The sequence below is a fragment of the Haemophilus pittmaniae genome (genome assembly GCF_900186995.1).
Taxonomy (GTDB): Bacteria; Pseudomonadota; Gammaproteobacteria; order Enterobacterales; family Pasteurellaceae; genus Haemophilus_D; species Haemophilus_D pittmaniae.
This window is the reverse complement of the sequence record NZ_LT906463.1, coordinates 1,678,774-1,697,336: the sequence shown is the minus strand read 5'-3', so window position 1 is coordinate 1,697,336 and position 18,563 is coordinate 1,678,774. Positions and strand designations below refer to the sequence as shown.

At 41.9% G+C, this 18,563-nt stretch carries 11 protein-coding genes; 7 read left to right on the top strand and 4 right to left on the bottom strand.

Features of this window, described 5'->3' with window-relative positions:
- The first annotated feature begins 151 nt into the window (after nucleotides 1–151).
- From recB to grxB, 3 genes are read left to right on the top strand one after another with little or no spacing between them, the layout of a single operon-like run.
- A complete protein-coding gene (recB, locus tag CKV74_RS08195) occupies nucleotides 152–3,730 on the top strand; it encodes an exodeoxyribonuclease V subunit beta (protein ID WP_095176992.1) in 3,579 nt (1,192 codons plus the stop codon).
- Nucleotides 3,730–5,664, top strand: coding sequence for an exodeoxyribonuclease V subunit alpha (gene recD / locus CKV74_RS08190; RefSeq protein ID WP_007243603.1), 1,935 nt, complete (start codon nucleotides 3,730–3,732; stop codon nucleotides 5,662–5,664). The genes recB and recD overlap by 1 nt, the downstream gene beginning before the upstream one ends.
- Nucleotides 5,665–5,672: 8 nt before the next feature.
- Nucleotides 5,673–6,320, top strand: coding sequence for a glutaredoxin 2 (gene grxB / locus CKV74_RS08185; protein WP_007243571.1), 648 nt, complete (start codon nucleotides 5,673–5,675; stop codon nucleotides 6,318–6,320).
- 353 nt (nucleotides 6,321–6,673) lie between these two features.
- Here grxB and CKV74_RS08180 read toward each other — a convergent pair whose 3' ends face one another.
- From CKV74_RS08180 to CKV74_RS08165, 4 genes are all read right to left on the bottom strand, one after another.
- Nucleotides 6,674–6,883: a TOBE domain-containing protein gene (locus tag CKV74_RS08180; RefSeq protein ID WP_007243633.1), complete on the bottom strand. Its 210-nt coding sequence runs from the start codon at nucleotides 6,881–6,883 to the stop codon at nucleotides 6,674–6,676.
- Nucleotides 6,884–6,952: 69 nt separating this feature from the next.
- Nucleotides 6,953–7,987, bottom strand: a complete 1,035-nt coding sequence (locus CKV74_RS08175) for an ABC transporter substrate-binding protein (RefSeq protein ID WP_007243614.1) — start codon at nucleotides 7,985–7,987, stop codon at nucleotides 6,953–6,955.
- Nucleotides 7,988–8,008: 21 nt separating this feature from the next.
- Nucleotides 8,009–8,797, bottom strand: coding sequence for an ABC transporter ATP-binding protein (locus CKV74_RS08170; protein WP_007243591.1), 789 nt, complete (start codon nucleotides 8,795–8,797; stop codon nucleotides 8,009–8,011).
- Nucleotides 8,797–9,783 (bottom strand): FecCD family ABC transporter permease, encoded by a 987-nt coding sequence (locus tag CKV74_RS08165; RefSeq protein ID WP_007243556.1) that lies wholly within the window; start codon nucleotides 9,781–9,783, stop codon nucleotides 8,797–8,799. The genes CKV74_RS08170 and CKV74_RS08165 overlap by 1 nt, the downstream gene beginning before the upstream one ends.
- 359 nt (nucleotides 9,784–10,142) lie before the next feature.
- On the opposite strand from CKV74_RS08165, the gene CKV74_RS08160 reads away from it, so the two are divergent.
- From CKV74_RS08160 to CKV74_RS08145, 4 genes are read left to right on the top strand one after another with little or no spacing between them, the layout of a single operon-like run.
- On the top strand, nucleotides 10,143–11,750 hold the full coding sequence (locus tag CKV74_RS08160; protein ID WP_095176991.1) for an SrfA family protein: 1,608 nt from the start codon (nucleotides 10,143–10,145) through the stop codon (nucleotides 11,748–11,750).
- Nucleotides 11,751–11,787: 37 nt separating this feature from the next.
- Entirely contained in the window at nucleotides 11,788–14,826 is a 3,039-nt protein-coding gene (locus CKV74_RS08155) for a virulence factor SrfB (protein WP_007243574.1), read from the top strand.
- A 12-nt stretch (nucleotides 14,827–14,838) separates the two neighbouring features.
- On the top strand, nucleotides 14,839–17,520 hold the full coding sequence (locus tag CKV74_RS08150) for a putative virulence factor (RefSeq protein ID WP_095176990.1): 2,682 nt from the start codon (nucleotides 14,839–14,841) through the stop codon (nucleotides 17,518–17,520).
- Between the two features lie 10 nt (nucleotides 17,521–17,530).
- Entirely contained in the window at nucleotides 17,531–18,544 is a 1,014-nt protein-coding gene (locus tag CKV74_RS08145) for a hypothetical protein (RefSeq protein WP_095176989.1), read from the top strand.
- Nucleotides 18,545–18,563 lie beyond the last annotated feature (19 nt).

The following is an 18,563-nucleotide window of genomic DNA, read 5'->3' as shown; positions in this document are numbered from 1 at the left end:
TTTTCACTAAAATCCATTTTTAAACATTTCCTAATAAAATCAATGACTTGCGTGGTATTTTGGCAAAAGCTTTTATTTTTAATGGGGCGTTTTGCCAAGGGGCGGGAAAATCCCTAAAATAAGCGGTAAATTTTGTGACTGTGAATCCCCAATGAATCCATTAAATCCTCTCGAATTACCCTTAAATCAAACCAATCTTATCGAAGCCTCCGCCGGTACAGGGAAAACCTACACGATAGGTTCCCTTTATCTTCGTTTGTTATTACAGGAAAAACGCAAGGTTGAGGAAATTTTGGTGGTGACCTTTACGGAGATTGCTACCCAAGATCTCAAACGAAAAATTCGTGAACGGCTGATGGAAGCCTTGGCTTTCTTGCAGGCTTACCAAGCAACATCAGATAACCTGCCGCAAGATCCCTTTTTAACTCCATTGATTGCGAGCCTTGAGAATGTCAACGAGGGGATTCGGCGCTTGGAAGAGGCGTTGCAAAATTTGGATTTGGCGGCGATTTTTACGATTCATGGTTTTTGTCGCCGAATGTTAATGCAACATGCATTTTATTCCGGGGTGCATTTCAATTTGCAATTAGTTAAGGATTCATCGGATTTATATCGTCAATTAGCCGAAGAACTGTGGCGGCGTTATTTTTATCATTTATCGGTACGGCATAGTGCCATGATTGCCGATCTGTTGGGTTCACCTGAATCGCTTTTAGCGGTGTTAAAACCACACATTGGGCGGCAATTAGTTGTAAATGATGCTCAAGCTCAAGCATTGGGTGAGAGTATGGCGGAATTTTTGCCGAAATTGGCCGATTACGAGCAATCCCTTCAGGAGATAAAACACTTTTGGTTGGCTCAGAGTAATTTGATTGAGCAAATCCTTGAGCAGGAGTTAGCCAAAAAATACTCGGGGGGCGAAGCCAAATCCCTTAATCGTCAAAGTTATAAAAGAAATTTAGTCACTAAATGGGTATCCGAAGTTAATGCTTGGGCGCAGGATGAAAATCAATGGCAAGTAGCAAAAAAACTGCCGGAGCGTTTTACTCAAAGCGCTTTGGCACAGTACGCGGAAGAAGGCGCGATGCCCCTCGAACATCAGGTTTTTGCCGATTTGGAAGCAAAATTAGCTGCTTTGCCCACAATAGATTTTTTACAAAAAGGGTTGCAATATCATTATCTAAATGCCCTCAATCGCGGACTATTGGAATATCGTACCAAGCATGTGGAAAAAGGCTTTGATGATTTGTTGCGATTATTACAGGAAGCGCTTGAGGCCGCCCATGGCAAGGAGCTGGCAGCCTTAATTCGCCGCCAATATCCGTTTGCTATGATTGATGAATTCCAAGATACCGATGGCCGTCAATATGCGATTTTTTCCAAAATTTATCGTGAAAAACCGCAGGATGAAAAAATCGCGGGTGGGTTTATGATGATAGGCGATCCGAAGCAGGCAATTTATCGTTTCCGTGGTGCCGATATTTTTACTTATTTAGCTGCCGCAAAGGAGGCCGATGCGTGCTTTAATTTAGGTAAAAACTATCGTTCCGAAGCCCATTTAGTGCAAGCGGTAAACCGTTTATTTGATTTTCCTAATGCGCCCTTTATTTATCCTTCCATTCGTTTTTTACCGGTTTCTGCACGCGATGATGTGGCACGCTTTACCTTGCGAGGGGCACAAGAGCCGGCGTTGCGTTGTTATATAAGCGATAGCGATGATGCTATGGAACATGCCCGCGCCACCGCGATTGCCATTCAGCAATGGCTTAATGCGGCGGCTGAAGGGCAAGCTCATTTCGTTGACAAGCCGTTATTAGCGGAAAATATTGCGGTTTTGGTGCGTGATAGATATGAAGCTGGCTGGATAAAAAGCGAATTGCAAAAATTAGGTGTAGCATCGGTTTATTTATCCGAACAAAGTAGTGTTTTTGATAGTCCAGTAGCAGCGCAATTGGCGCTAATTTTAAAGGCCTGTTTGGATGTGGGGGAGCGTAGTATTTTAAACGCGATTGGTACGGCTCTATTTGCGTTAAATGCGGCGGAAATTCGCCAGATCCATCAGGATGAAAATCAATGGCAGAAATGGGCCGATGCTTTTAGCTATTATCAGCGGTTGTGGCAACGTCAGGGGATTTTGGCCATGTTGCAGCAATTGTTATTGCGTGAGCATATTTGTGAACGATTATTGGCGCGTCCCGATGGGGAACGGCAATTGACCGATTTATTACATTTGGCTGAGCTATTACAACAGGCTGCCGCATTACAAGAAAGTGCAGCGGCACTGCTACATTGGTTTGAAAAACAAATTCGTGACGATGGTCGTCAAGAAGCGCAAATTCGTCTGGAAAGTGAACGACAATTGGTCAAGATTGTTTCCGTGCATAAATCCAAAGGTTTGGAATACGATTTGGTTTGTTTACCGTTTTTATGGCGGCCAGCGCGAACCATTTCAAAAAATGGTTTGCATTTATATTACGACAAGGGCAAAGAACAAATTTGTTGGGATATGCAAAATCAGCACCAACAAGAATTAGCCGAAGAGTTGTTTGCTGAGGAATTACGATTGCTGTATGTGGCCTTAACCCGTGCCAAGTACCAAATGCTCTTAACCTTACCGGCTACTTTCACGGATAAATGGAATGCCTTGTTATATACCCTGACCCAAGGGGAAATCGCTACACAACAGCAATTATCCCAGACATATTCGAGTGCCGAGTTAGTCGCGCAATTTGCCCGAGGACAGGAGCAGGAGGTGCAGATCCAAGAGGCATCAACATTGCAGGCTACTCCTCCGATTGTACAAAAAGCCGAGAATAAGGCCTTAAGCGCGCGAGTCTTTGAAGGGCACATTGAACAAAATTGGCATATCATCAGTTTTAGCGCCTTGGAGCAAGGTCATTTACGCCATGTATATTTGCAGGAAAATCGCAATTCCGCCTTTGATTTCGGTATGGATGCGACGGATTATGAGGATGCTTCATCAACAGATTTAACAGAACCTCTCACGGAAATAGCACCTTTAGATGAACATCAGCAATGGTTAAATAGCCTACCGCGCGGTCGTCAATTTGGTACACAAATTCACCGTTTTGCGGAAGTCACCGAATTTGCGCAATGGCCGACTGATATTGCGGCGGAAAAACTCTGCCGAATGTTGCGTTTAGATGAGGAAAATATTACCTCGATGAGCCGTTGGCTGGGAAATATTGTCAATACGCCGTTATTCGCTGAGGATGCGCTATGTTTGTCACAAATTCAAGATAAGGATTGCCTTAAAGAATTGGGTTTTTATATCAATATTCGACAGGATTTTGATGCAAATGCCTTTAATCAGGCGTTAAAAGCGCATCATCATTTGTCTAGTGAACCTTTAGTTTTTGAGCAGATACGCGGCATGTTACGCGGTACTATGGATTTAGTGTTTCGATATCAGGGGCGTTATTATTTGTTGGATTATAAATCGAATTTCTTGGGAGAAACGGCAAGCGCCTATGGGAAGGAACAGTTAATTCAAACTATCTGTGCACAGCATTATGATTGGCAATATTTGCTCTATTGTGTTGCGCTGAATCGTTACCTACGGGAACGCGATCCGCAATATTCCTATGAACAGCATTTCGGTGGCGTGCTTTATGCTTTCCTACGTGGTATGGATGGTCAGCCGCAAGGCGGAATTTTCTTTGATAAACCGAGCCCGGCATTAATGGCGGCGCTGGAGGAGGTGTTTTAATGCTGGCGATTTTAAAAGAATTACAACAGCAGGGCATTATTAGCCTGGGTGAGTATTATTTTGGCAAGTTGATTGCCGATAAACAGGCGGCATATCAGTATCCGGCCAGTACCGCGAATTTAGCTGTGTTATTGGCAACATTTTGCAGTTGGCGCTATAACCAAGGTGATACCTGTTGCTATTTAAGCGATCAATTAAGTCGTAATTGGTTTGGCTTGGCATATCGAGCCAACGGCAACGATTTACTTAGCCAAATCAATCAAAAAATTGCTTGTTTGCCGGCTGCACAATGGTCGCAAGTTCTACAAAATCACCTTGCTTTTACCGATATGCCAGAGCAACAGGGCGCGCCTTTGGTATTGCAATTTGATGCACTATATTTTTATCGAGCCTGGGACGATGAACAACGTATCGCACGCTATATTCGCCAACAAGCCAAATCGGCTGCGGAAATGCCATTTTCCAATGAGCAAATTCAGCAGCAATTGACACGCTATTTTCCAGCGAGTGATGATATCGATTGGCAAAAAATCGCCGTGGCTACGGCAATTAAAGCGCCATTTTGTGTGATCACCGGTGGCCCGGGAACCGGTAAAACGACCACGGTTACCCGTTTGTTATTGGTACTGCAGGCGCTCTACCAACATAAATTACATATCAAATTGGCTGCGCCAACGGGCAAAGCGGCTGCCCGTATGACGGAATCCCTGCAAAATGCCTTGGCATTTATTGAACAGCAACAGCCGTTAAGTAAAGAATTATTGGCCGCTATGCCGAAAACGGCGGAAACCATCCATCGATTATTGGGGGTTCGTCCGTTAAGTGATGATACGCGCTATCATGCGCAAAATCCGCTACCTATTGATCTACTGGTGGTGGATGAAACATCCATGATTGATTTGCCTATGATGGCAAAATTACTCTCTGCATTAAAACCCAATACCCGTTTAATTTTATTGGGCGATCAGGATCAGCTTTCTTCCGTTGAAGCCGGTGCGGTGTTAGGGGAGTTAGCGCAGTTTTTACGCTTTGATGTGACCCATGCGCAAGCTGATTATTTGCGGCAAGTAAGCCAAGTCAGTTTGCCATCGGATAATCCCCATTGGTTGCGTGATAGTCTGTGTCATTTAAAAATCAGCCGCCGGTTTCGTGATGATTCAGGAATTAAAACCTTAGCCGAGCAAATTCAACTAGGCAAAGGGGGCGCTTCCTTAGCCACTTTTAATGAATTCCCGCAGGAATTACATTTTTATGCGGGTGATGAACTGGATGAAACAGCTCAATTACAGCGTATTGTCCGTTTGTCTGTAGAGGAATATCGGCGTTTTCTTAATAAATGGCATGACTATCAAAAACAGAATGTTGATTTTAGTGCTATCGCTTATCAGGATGAACGTGGTAATCCGGTCACTTTTGCCGAAGATGTGCAGCGTGATTTTAATCGTGTACGTTTTTTAGCGGCCTTACGTGGCGGTGAATTGGGGGTGGAAAAATTAAATCAGGCAATTGCACTGGCCTTGAAACAAGCCCGTTTATTATATTTTGGCAGCGAGCAAGATTGGTATTTAGGTAAGCCAATTATGGTGACCGAAAACGACCACAACGTAAAACTGTATAACGGCGATATCGGCCTGTGCCTTACCCCAGGCAAAGTTTGGTTTGCTAATCGGGCTGTGGCAATTGGGCGTATTCCAGCCCATGAGGCGGTTTTTGTTATGACGATTCATAAATCACAGGGCTCGGAATTTGAACATTGTTATTTGGCATTGCCAAATGAAATGAATCCGGTGTTATCGCGTGAATTGATTTTTACCGGAGTAACCCGTGCCAAAAACGCATTTTCAGCCTTTGCCAAGACGACGATTTGGAATCAGGCGGTAGGGCATTCTACTGAGCGGCAAAGTGGTTTAGCAAAATTATTAATGGAGAACTAGGAGGCTTTATGCAACTTTATATTTATGATCATTGCCCGTTTTGCGTGCGCGCACGCATGATTTTCGGGTTAAAAAATCTCCCCGTACAACTGCATGTTTTAGCGAATGACGATGATGCTACGCCAATAGGGCTTGTTGGCCAAAAAATGGTGCCAATTTTAGTCAAAGATGATGGCTCGGCAATGCCGGAAAGTTTAGATATCGTGCGTTATGTGGATAGTCAATTTGCTGAGCCATTATTGCAGGATGCGATCCGTCCGCAAATTGAGGCTTGGTTAAAAGCGGTAGGTGGCTTAATTGGCCATTTAACGACTGTGCGTTTTACCCAAATGCCATTGGGTGAATTTTCCAGCCAAAGCGCCATTGATTATTTCACTACCAAGAAAAGCGCAACCTTGGGCGATTTTGCAGAGAATATTGCAAAAACTGCAGAATATTTACAGAAGTTAGCACCACATTTGGCCGCTTTAGAAGATTTGCTACAAAGCGAATCGGCGTTGAACGGACAATTATCCTTGGAAGATATCGTGGTGTTCCCAATCCTACGTAATTTAACTTGTGTGAAAGGCATTTCATTCCCACCGAAATTGGCTGCGTATGTGAAAAAAATGGCCGAATTAAGTCGAGTGAATTTATATTTCGATACTGCAATTTAATTCGTTTCAAAAAAGAAAAGGCAGCCGATGTTGAGGCTGCCTTTTTTATTACTTATAAATGTGACATATAAATGCCCTATTGGTTTATTGTTTTTTTGTGAAAATGGAGTGTAACATATTGATTTTATTGTTTATATGTTTTAAGGATTTGAATGTGACAAGGTTTTATGAGTGCAAGTGTAAATGCAATATTTTCTGACGGATTGGAACAAGTGTTTATTCATACGCTTGCTAATTATTTGCGATTATTATCAGCCAAAATACCAGCTATTCTTGCCACTTTTTTATTGCAGATAAAAAATAACCGCGCTTTAAAGCGCGGTTATGTAGAATGTTGCATTCGATAAATTAGATTAGTTTACGCCAACCATTACAGAGGTTGCTTTGATGATTGCATAAGCTTCTTTACCCACTTCTAAACCTAATTCTTTTACTGCATCGATAGAGATGGTAGAAGAAATTACGTTACCGTTACCGATATCAATGTGTACGATTGCGTTCACAGAACCAGTTTCGATTGATTTTACAGTACCTTTAAGTTGGTTTCTTGCACTAATTTTCATCAAGTATTTCCTTATGTTTGAGTTAAAAAAGAACGCATATTATAACGATAAATGCTTCAAATGAAAATACTACTTAAGAGGTGCTAAGCCTTTCAAGATTTGCTCGGCATTTTCTTTGCTTAACGTATAACCGTAATATTTTTTATAGAAGGCTTGCGTTTTTTCGACCATATTTAAGTCTTTAAATTGCTCTGGGTGGAAGAGTTGAGCCGCCCAAAGAATTTGTAAGGCTTCTTCTGCACTGTAGCGATCCCATGGGAACGTGCCGGTTGGGTTAGCATAAATACGATTATTTTTGACCGCACTTATTGATTGCCATGCCGGATCGCCTTTGATTTTATCTATCGCTGCTTGTGCTTTATTGCCGCTGCTGCCAATGATGATCACATCCGGATTGGCTTGCAAAATAGCTTCCATGGTAACCGTGATCATATTGGCTTCATCTGGTAACACGCTTTTACCACCGGCTAATTTAATCCATTCGCCGATCATGGATTTTCCGCCGTCAATCATCAATAAGTCAGAGCCTTTAGTGATATGTAACACCGTAGGGCGCGCTTCATCTTTGAGACCTTTAAGACGATTTTCCACAAATTGAATATTGTCTTCTAATTCTTTGATATAGCTTTCTGCAATTTCAGGTGCTTTATCACCTAAAACTTCAGCGGTAATCCGTACGGTTTTCTTCAAACCATCAAAATCTTGGAAACTTACACGCACGCCTTTTAATCCCGCTTTTTCCACTTCAGTTAACATGGATTTTTTCGAGAGCAACACTGCATCGGGCTTATGACTTAACAGTTCTTCTGTTTGAATGGTTTCGCCATTGGTTAATACCGGTACGTTTTTGATATTTGGATACACTTCGCTATACCAAGGATTGGCCGCGATAGATGTGGTCGTGCCAACTAGTTTATTGGCACCGCCTAATAGTAAGACAATTTGGTTATTGGCATGCCAAAGATCAGCAACGCGTTGAACGTTATCCGGTAATTCAACTTTGTTTCCTTCAACGTCGGTTATGATCTTAGCTTGTAGTGGCATAGCAAAACAAGCTGCAAGAGAGAGGGCGATTAAGCCTTTTTTTAGAGAATGTTTCAACATATGAATTTCCTTCTAGTGGGGTTATAAATGGGTAATCGCACAGATTTGTCGTTGCAGAGATGGCACATCGACCAGGCGCAAATCTGTTTGATAAAGCGCTTTTAAGTTGGCTTCGGTAATGATTTCTGGTGCCGAACCTGTTTGTAATTTGCCGTGTTCGTTTAAGATGCTCACGCGGCTGTTGGGTAGTGTGCTATGCAATAACATTGGATGATCGGGATTATGTGTTGTCATCACAATGGTAAAGCCTTGTAGTGAGAGCTCTTTTATTAGGCTTAAGGTTTTAAATACATTGCCGTAATCTAATGCCGAAGTAGGTTCATCAAATAAAATCAGTCGCGGTTGTTGCACCAAAATACGCGCAAGATTGACCAGTTGCTTTTCGCCGCCACTCATTTGCATATAAATTCGGTCTGCAAAATGACTGATGCCAAGTTTATTTAAAGCCTCATCAACTAATGCAAAATCAGCTTCACTTGGCTTATCAAAAACACCTAAATGCGCAGCGCGACCGAGTACCACATAATCACGCACGCGATATTGATAGGTTTGTGGGCTGTGTTGCGAGACATAAGCAATTTTTTGAGCAATTTGCTTGCTGCTCATTTCGCTTAATTTGCAATTATCCAGCAAAATCTGACCGCTCTTTGGTTTCAAAAGCCCCGCGATACAGTTTAATAACGTTGATTTACCACGACCATTAGCACCAAGAATAGTCAGCAATTCGCCTTTTTGTAAGGTTAAATCAATACCATTGAGTAGCGAATGTTCAACATTGTGCCAATAATAAAGCTCATCGATTTTCAGCATTAGTCCACCACCTTTTGTTTAATCAGTACCCAAGCAAAAAATGGTGCACCGATAAAGCCGGTGAGAATGCCGAGCGGAATTTCTTGAATATATAAATTGCGGGCGAGAGTATCGATTACGAGCAAGAATATTGCACCAATAAGTCCGGCAAGCGGTAAGCTTTTGACATTGTTATCACCGATAAAAAGTCGCGCTAAATGCGGAATGACTAAACCAAGCCAACCAATCGTCCCGCTTAAACAAACCGATGAAGCTGTCAGTAACGTGGCACAAACCACCATTAAACCTCTCTCTAATCGAATATTTGCCCCAATTAATTTCGCCTCTCGATCGCCCAAGGAAAGTACGTTAATGCGCCAACGCATTAAAAATAAGCCAAGAGTGGTGAGTAAAATGATTGGTGAAAGTACGAGTAAGTTGTCGTAGTTGGATTTGGTTAGGCTCCCTAATTGCCAATACACAATATCAGCCAGCTGGGTTTCGGGATCTGCAAGGTATTTCAAGAGGCCTAATGTCGCCATCATAAAACCTGAAACGATAATGCCGGAAAGCACTAAAACAATGGTGGAGTCGCGTTGAATTAAACGTGGTAAATTCATGGTGAGCAAGACGGCAATCAAACCACCGACAAAGGCAAAGGCTTGAATACCCAGCATGCCCGAACCGATTGAAATCGCTAATGCAGCCCCAACACAAGCGCCATTAGATACCCCTAAAATATCCGGTGAAACCAATGGATTGCGAAAAATACCTTGATATACCACACCGGCAATAGCTAGGGAGGCGCCGACCAAAATCGCGGCGAGTATACGTGGTAAACGTAGATTAAAAATGATATTGCGTTGAATCTCGTTATCTTGTTGCCCCAACAGAATTTCCAGGGTATCGCTCAATGGAATAGAGAATCGCCCGAGCGAAAGTGAAAGCAGGCAAAGAAATAGCAGTAAGAGTAAGAGGAGGGAAAAAAGTAATTTTTGTTTATCCATAAATATCCCGATATCCACAATGTAGGTGACGGATTGTAACCCCTTTATCGATTTTTTTATATAACGAGTTCGGATTAATCCTCTGATTTCCCTTAAAACGCCCCCTCGAAGAACGGAGTTTTTCCTAAAGTTGAATATAACCCATTGATTTTATTAGGGTTGCATGAAAAATAGAAAAGGCATTGATTTTTTTACAGAAATTTTAGCGGTTTCTATGGGCTTCTTAACACCATAAAAACTTTATGGTTTTGAAAGTGTTTTTTCTTTATAAAACAAATAAATGAACCTTCTTTTTCTGCGGTTTTTTTAATAGAATAGGCGCCATTTAAATTAATCTCTAAAAATTTGCGGAGCTTTTTATGTTGAGTGCATTGTTGAGAAGTGGCGAAATCAAAGACTATACGCCATTAGGCCAGGATGGCATGGCCGTTTATACGGTAGCCTCCCAATTGCGGGATGCGATTAAGTTTAAACGTGGTCGTTCCTTTGCAGAATATTTAGCAATTCCGCAGCGCAATGAACAAGGGGATAAGATTGATTGGTATGTGCCCTTTGATTCTACCCGTGCCGATGGGCAATATATGATTATTCCTTGGACTTCAGCCACTGAAGAGGAACGTGAAACCGCCAGGGCTGAATTGAAAGTTTTTGAACGTACTGTGCTGGAGCTCGGCAAGGAACTGATTCAATCTCCCACCTCCAAAGGCGACCAACTGTTATTTGCCCGTTTACTCTGTGGCGGCAATCCTGACGATATTACCGATCCTGAAAACCTTAAAGCCCTGCGCTTTCCTAATCCTGAACATGTTTATTTAGTCAATGATCGTCCGGTGATCACCTTCTGGGGATTTCTTGAAAAACATGCTGCGGCGCATGGCAATCCGTTTTTATCTCTACAGGCTGCAGAGCCAAAACCGGTTGCGCCGAGCATACCGATTGCACCAGCAGTCGCAGCACCGATTGAACCTGTTATCGAGAAAAAACACCCTTGTCGCGTCTTTTGGTGGGTATTGCCATTGTTACTCGGATTACTCTTATTATTGGCTTGGTGGTTTAAAGATTTATGGTGGCCAAAAGAAGATACTGTTGTGAAGAATGAGCCGGTGACTGTTTCCGAACCGAAAGAGCAAAAAGCGAAAAAACCGAAAAAGCCTAAGGAAAAAGAAGCTCGTAAATTGAATGAGGCACTTTACCGTTACTTAAATGGCCGTTGGGTTGATCATAACGGGGTATCGGTAACGGATTCTTCCATTTTAAATAATTTGAATACGGCACCGGTGGTTGGTGAAGGAAATGTGTCGGGAGATGTTAATTCACTTTTACCAACAACCGATGATATTAAAGTGGATGCGTTAAACAACGATAAAGCTGGGGATATCAAAGCGGATGAAAATAAAATGGCTGGAAATGCGCCACAACCGCCGGTCGATCCATTAGCTGAAAATAATAAAGCGGATATCAAAGCAGATCAAAATAATGGCAATCCAAATGCTAATCTAAATACTGCGGATAGCAAAAATAATCCGACAGCATCCGGCGATGCTAAAAATATCCCGGCGAATAACAATGCAACCAGTCCAACGTCCGGTAATGCGAAACCATTACAAATTCCGACTGCCAGTACGCAAAACGGCAACGTGGATTTCTTAAATGGTCGTTGGAATGCTGGAGCCGGTATTCAGGATAAAACTACCGGCAAACCGTTACGCTTAAGTTATGCATTCTCTGATGGTGTTGGCCAAGTGCAAGTACAACGTGGTGACGGTGTACAATGTACCGGCGATGTTTCTGCAAAAATGCAAGGTAATGGTTTGAATATTGCTAATAAAGGCGTGGCCAAGTGTAGTGATGGTTCAAGCTATCAGTTACCTGAAGTGATTTGTAAACCGGGTGCAACCAGCGTTGCCGATTGCCAAGGCGGATACGGTAGCGGACAGGGTTTCCCAATGACAATGAAATCGAATTAAGTGAACCAATAAATAACGAATAGAAGCGAGAATAAAAATGTTACCGGAACTACATCATTACGGAAAAGAAATCTCACTGATTATGAATAGTGGGGTGCAATTTTTAGACTTCGGTTTAAAAATTGATTGGAAAGACAAAGAGTGGCGCAGCAAAAGCATGGGAAACTTTGCCTCTGGCGGTGAAAACCATCCGATTCGTCGTTTAGTTGAACACCGTAGTGGCGAAGGTTATTGCGATAGTAGTGATTTGAGCCGTATGGTCAAAGTAGAGCATGAAATCAGCGTAGAGCAGTCTTTCAAATTATTGGATGGCGTTTGGCTACCCATTCCGGTATTACGTACGGTGGCTTCGACCGATGGTTTTGATGAAGGTCCTTATAACTGGGCGCGAGCACGCATTGTTAAATTGGCTGAGCCGGATGTAGAAGGTAATACTTATCGTGTTACTTTAGCTTTTGATACCAAAATTTTCCCAAACCGTGCGGATGTTGCTTACCTTGCGCCGACTGAAGAAGATGTGCGTTCCGGTGCGGTTTTTGGACTCGCTTACCAATCCCACCAGATGTCATGGTTTTTAGATTATAAATGGGTAAATGAGTGGTTGCTGGAGCTCTTTACCGAATTGGCTCCGGAAAATGATCGCTTAAAAATTCATCCAGATGATTTGAAAACCGATATTGTTGCGAAATTCCACCAAGGCCATTATTTGAATGTGTTGGCGATTCTTGGCGAAGAAATTGATATTCCGCGCATTAAAATGATTTCTAATCGTTCCGATGAAATTAACCGTGCTATTCCGGTGGATATGGTATTGGATGTCGGTAATTCCCGTACCTGTGGTATTTTAATTGAGGATCACGTGCAGGAAAAAGATGGGTTGAAAAAACGCTACGAATTGGAATTACGTGATTTGACCCGTCCGGAACGTGTGTATTCTGAACCATTTGAAAGTCGCGTTGAATTTGCTCAAGCGTTTTTTGGCAAAGATCATTTTTCTGTACAAAGTGGCCGACGCGATGCTTTCCAATGGGCGACCATTGCCCGTGTCGGTAAGGAAGCCGCCCGTTTGGCAAGCCGTCGTGAAGGTAATGAAGGCTCAACCGGTTTATCTAGCCCGAAACGTTACTTATGGGACGATGCCCGCTATGAACAGGGTTGGCGTTTTAACTCTTCCTATGTGAAAACCGATTATGAACCTTATGCAACGGCCGATCCGCTTTCCGGATTAATCAATGAGTATGGCGAAGCATTACATATTTTGCGGGACGATATTGATGAAGAGTTCGAACGTAAAATGCCGGTATTCCAACCTAAATATTCCCGTCGTTCCTTGATGACATTTATGTTGTCAGAAGTCTTAATGCAGGCGTTGATGCAAATTAATAGTCCAGCTCAACGGGCTAAATTAGAACATTCCAAAGCACCGCGTTTCTTACGTTCAATTATCTTGACCGTGCCACCGGCAATGCCAAAACCTGAACGAGAAATTTTCCGTCAATCCATTTACCAGGCTATCGGTTTAGTATGGAAATCTCTTGGTTGGGATAAATCCGATGATGACTTTGACTTCAATTCGCAAACTGCAAGGGAAAAATATTGGCCGATTTTACCGGAAGTAATTATTCAATGGGATGAAGCAACCTGTGGACAAGTCGTCTATCTATTCAATGAAACACAGAATAACTATGGCGGTCGTCCGGAGGAATTTATTGCCGCATTGCAGCGTCCGGATAAAAAAGAAAAGGATCGTATTACTATCGCGACAGTTGATATTGGCGGTGGCACAACCGACTTGGTAATCAACGATTATTCCCTTGATTATGGGGAAAACGGTGGCTCTGGCAGTAACGCCTATATTATCCCGACTCAACGTTTCCGCGATGGCTTCAAAGTGGCGGGCGATGATATTTTGCTGGATATGATTCGTAATGTGGTGGTGGAATCCTTAACTGTTGGCTTGAAAAATGCCGGCTTGCGTGATCCGGAACCGATTCTTTCTGAATTGATTGGTGATCAGGCGTTAAAAGTACAGGATGCGCTACTGCGTCAACAATTAACATTACAAGTATTCAGCCCGATCGGTTTGCGCGTATTGAAAGAATACGAAGGCTATGATCCGATGCAAAAGACCAATGCATTAAATGGAAAAACCTTTGCAGAATTATTAGAGGATGTAGAGCAACCGACAGAAAGTGTATTGGATTATATTAATGAACCAATTCGTCGTGCTTTGGGCTCTTCTGATTTTAATATTTTGAATTTACCGGTTCAGGTGAATTTAGAGCGTATCCACAGTTTGTTTATTCGTGGTGATTATTTTGATATTTGCAAGACCTTTAATGCCTTGTGCGAGGTAGTCAACAGCTATCAATGTGATGTGCTATTACTGACCGGTCGCCCATCCCGTTTACCGGGAGTGCAATCCTTTTTCCGTTCCCGTTTACCTTTACCGGTAGGGCGGATTTTACCGTTGCACCATTATCGTACGGGAAACTGGTATCCATTCCATAAACAAGGTCGCATAGATGATCCAAAAACTACTGCAGCAGTAGGCGCGATGCTTTGCTTCTTATGTAAAGACATGCGTTTAACAAATTTCTATTTGCGTTCAATGGCAATGACCGCTTATTCCACAGTGAAATACATTGGCTACTTGGATAACAATAATGTGATTAAAGATAGCAATGTCTATTATCGCGATATTGATTTAGATAATGAAGACTATGATTTCCCTGATACTTCCTTTGAAGTTCGTGGTGATACCCGTTTAGGTTTCCGTCAATTAAATGTGGAACGTTGGGTCGCATCTCCACTTTATATGCTTTCTATTGAAAGCCGAGAGTGGAAAGCTATGTTGAACAATGAAGGCGTAGTATTGCAGGTTACTTTAGGTATAAAAAACAGCCGTAATAGTAAAGAAAGAGCGGAAAATTTCTATATTAAAAATGTGACCGCATCGAATGGGCGTTCTTGTGTGCGTGAAAGGGATATTACCCTTCATCTAAATACAATGACAGATGCAGGGCTTGGCGATCAAAAATTATACTGGTTAGATACTGGCTGTGTGAAACGATAGGTGGAAGATAAAATGACGGATAATCAATTAACAACCTCTTGGGATAAGGTATTCCAAGCATCACAACAAGCGATTGATTGGGTAAATGATGTTCGCCCAAATGTTGCTCGTTTAAATAATGAGGCGGATGGTTTAATCCTTGAATTAAGACGTTTACGTAATACGGCAAAACGTCTTGGTGCAGTTTCTTCCAAACCGATCACTGCCGGTTTTTTTGGCTTGTCTCAAGCAGGAAAGTCTTTTTTAATTTCCGCATTGGCAGCAGATCAAAAAGGAAATCTAGAAACCATTTTTGATGGACAACAACTGGATTTTATTAAACATGTTAATCCACCTGGCGGTGGTAAAGAGGCAACCGGTTTGGTTACCCGTTTTACTCGTTCGGCTAAAGCTGCAGTCAGTGGTTATCCTTTGGAATTACGTTTGTTCCATGAAATTGAAGTTGCCAAGATTTTAGTTAATGCTTATTTCAACGATTTTGATAAAGAACGGGTGACTTATCAATTGGAGCAATCCCGCATTAATGAAATTCTAAAACCGTTAAACGCTAAGCTCAATGCACAGCGGATAAAAGGGGTTAATGAAGATGATGTGGTTGATTTACAGGATTATGCACAAGAAAGTTTCGGTAAATCTTTATCTGTATTGCAAGCGAATTACTGGGCGCGAGCGGTTGCAATGGCTCCTCGCCTAAATATCGAAGATCGTGCGACATTATTTTCTGTGTTATGGGCCGAAATTCCAGAATTGACACAAATTTATATCCGGTTTGCTAAAACACTTTTCCAATTAGGTAATCCTGAACGGGTTTATGCACCGCTTACTGCTGTTGTTAAAGATAATGGTAGTGGAGGCCTTTCTCAGGCAGACAGTATTATGAACGTAGATATGCTTGAGCGTTTGGGGACCAATAGAGATGAACAAATTGCTGTTCGTCCGTTTATTGAAGAAGGGCTAGTCGGTGAACCTGTTTCTATTTCCTTGGCTGAATTAACCGCATTGACCGCTGAATTGGTTTTCCCGTTGATTAATCCAACTCGAGTGCCAGCTGTTGAGACCGTGGATTTATTGGATTTTCCCGGCTACCGCGGGCGTTTAGCCATTACTTCGTTGAGTGAAGTGAAAGAGGGTAATCCGGTATCTCAGCTTATTTTACGGGGTAAGGTGGCTTATCTCTTTGAACGCTATACCGACAGCCAAGAAATGAATATTTTGGTTGTTTGTACACCATCAACCAAGCAATCTGATGTAAATAGTGTAGGACCTGTATTAGAACGTTGGATCAATAAAACCCAAGGGGATAATCCGATTGATCGGGCAAAACGTAAACCAGGCTTACTTTGGGCAATAACGATGTTTGATATGCGTATCAGTAGTGACTTGGGCAAAGATGAAGATATGCTAAAAATGTCTTGGGGACAGGGCGGATTACTGAAACAAACAATTTTAGAACGCTTTGGAAACTATACGTGGTTAAATGAATGGGCGAATGGTAAGCCTTTTGATAATGTTTTTTTAGTACGTAAACCTGGTTTTAAAGTCGCTTTCTTAGATATGGATAATACCGAAGAATTAGCTATCAATGCCAAAGAAGCTGGTCAGCTTAATCTTTTGCGTAGCACTTTTGCGAATGATCCGGATATTCAAAAACATGTTGCTCAGCCGCTAGAAGCTTGGGACGCTATGATGAAACTGAATGATGGCGGTATGCAGCGAATTAGTGATTATTTGAAAACTATTGCTTTGCCAGAAGTGAAGACTCAACGTTTAACCGAGCAACTTAATGAATGTATTCATCACATTGTAGAAAACCGTTTTTCTTCTTGGTATCAAAGTGAAGGTGCCGAAGAGGTGAATAAAAAACGCCAATTGGCACAAATGATTGTTGCTGAATTCAGTAAAAAAGGTCTTTTGGTTGGTGAATTTTTACGTTGTCTTCAATTGCCAGAAGAAACGATTCGTTCTTTATATTTTTCTGATTATGAAGAAATTTTGTTGAATAAAGATGAGGAAAAAACTAAAGCACAAGAAAGCTCGACGAATACCTTTGATGCTGGTTTTGGCTTCGGTTCAGAAGGCTTTGACTTATTTGCTGAACCGGCACCTGCTGTAGTAGAAGAAAAACCAGTTGAGAAACTTGTAGAATCTCGTTTTTCAATGGCTGCTTTTAAATCCTGGATTGAGCACTTGCGTTCAGTTTCCTCGGATCAGCATTTGATGCAATTTTTTGGTTTTTCTAAAGAAACCGTTGAAGGTTTAGTTGGTGAATTGATTACTGGTGCAAATCGTCTTCATCTGCAAGATAAACTTTCAAAAGTTGTTTTTCGCAATGAAAATGCCGGTAGTAAGCGTGACCAATTAGCTGAACGCCAAGTATTTTCCATTAATACGGAAATTGCCGATTTCATCGCTTGGTTAGATTTTGTTAATCAACCATTATCTCAACGCCCCGCCAGTCGTGTGATGAATGAACGGGCTATATTTGAAAATCGGGAAGTTGAAAAGATAAATGGTTTACCTAAATTGGACGACCAAACTAATAATTACACCAAAAATTATCTTTTTGATTGGTTTGTGGCTTTTGGCCACTTTGCTGAAGGAAATGCAGGACACAGTGCCGGTCGTGAGATTGATCAGGTCAGCAATACAAAATTAGGAACGGTATTAGATTTATATCGTTCCGCACAATGCTAAGGAATAGAAAATGTTACGAATTCAATTAGAGGAAGACCGCCCAGGATACGCAAAATTTACTGCGATGAAATGGAGTGGAAGTGCAGAAGTCGAAATTGCAGTGCAAAGAAACCAAGATGGTTGCTATTTTAATGGTAACGGTAATCCATGGAATCCTGAGCCAGTTTGGCATAAGGTAGAAGGACTAAATTTAGAAAATGATGTATTGCAAGGCGTTATTGGTAAATGGTTAGTGGATAGCCTTGTGCAACAAATTGGTAATGTACGTTATATGATGTCTGTTCGTGATGTGCATGATAGTGCTGTTATGGATAATGGCCCAGTCCGAATGGTCGGTAATATCTTAGCCTCTCTTGCAGGAGGTGATTCTAGTCGGGAAGACAATGTACAAAGCCACGTTCAGTATGAACCTGAGCCAGAGCCAGAGCCAGAGGCCGTGATTGAAACACCGGTTGAAGAGGATTCCATTGCAGTAGTTGAGGTTGAACAAGCGGCAGAACCGGCTATTGAGTTTGAGGATTTAACGCAAATAGAAACACCGAATGAATCAGCGGTGAACCAGGAAAAGATAACTATTGCAGAAGAACCTAAGAAAAAAGGTAAGGGTGGCTTAATTGCATTAATCTTAGCTTTATTAATTGGCGGGGGCGTTGGGGCTTATTTCTTGTTAAATAAAAAGGATGAACCTGTTGCAAAATCTGACTGTACTGTTGATGCAAATACTAATGATGAATTAGCGTTTATTCAAAGTTGTTTGAAAACTAAACCTGAGCCGAAGCAAATTTTAGAAATTATTGCTTCGGCCAAACAAGCAAATAAATGCGCAATTGCTCAGCGACTTTATGCCAATCAAGCACAAGGTGGTAATGTAGAGATTGCGCTGGCTTATGCCGCGGAATATGAAAAAGGCAGTAGCTGCTTCCAAGCAGATAAAGAAACTGCAATTTATTGGTATGAAACAGCATTAAGTCACGATCCAAATAATGCGACAGCTAAAGAAAAATTAGAGGCATTGAAAAAATAATGAAACCGTTAAGATTTTC

Bases quoted from the DNA above. Each gene is read 5' to 3' on its own strand.
- recB (WP_095176992.1), top strand. From the start codon at position 152: ATGAATCCATTAAATCCTCTCGAATTACCCTTAAATCAAACCAATCTT.
- recD (WP_007243603.1), top strand. From the start codon at position 3,730: ATGCTGGCGATTTTAAAAGAATTACAACAGCAGGGCATTATTAGCCTG.
- grxB (WP_007243571.1), top strand. From the start codon at position 5,673: ATGCAACTTTATATTTATGATCATTGCCCGTTTTGCGTGCGCGCACGC.
- CKV74_RS08180 (WP_007243633.1), bottom strand. From the start codon at position 6,883: ATGAAAATTAGTGCAAGAAACCAACTTAAAGGTACTGTAAAATCAATC.
- CKV74_RS08175 (WP_007243614.1), bottom strand. From the start codon at position 7,987: ATGTTGAAACATTCTCTAAAAAAAGGCTTAATCGCCCTCTCTCTTGCA.
- CKV74_RS08170 (WP_007243591.1), bottom strand. From the start codon at position 8,797: ATGCTGAAAATCGATGAGCTTTATTATTGGCACAATGTTGAACATTCG.
- CKV74_RS08165 (WP_007243556.1), bottom strand. From the start codon at position 9,783: ATGGATAAACAAAAATTACTTTTTTCCCTCCTCTTACTCTTACTGCTA.
- CKV74_RS08160 (WP_095176991.1), top strand. From the start codon at position 10,143: ATGTTGAGTGCATTGTTGAGAAGTGGCGAAATCAAAGACTATACGCCA.
- CKV74_RS08155 (WP_007243574.1), top strand. From the start codon at position 11,788: ATGTTACCGGAACTACATCATTACGGAAAAGAAATCTCACTGATTATG.
- CKV74_RS08150 (WP_095176990.1), top strand. From the start codon at position 14,839: ATGACGGATAATCAATTAACAACCTCTTGGGATAAGGTATTCCAAGCA.
- CKV74_RS08145 (WP_095176989.1), top strand. From the start codon at position 17,531: ATGTTACGAATTCAATTAGAGGAAGACCGCCCAGGATACGCAAAATTT.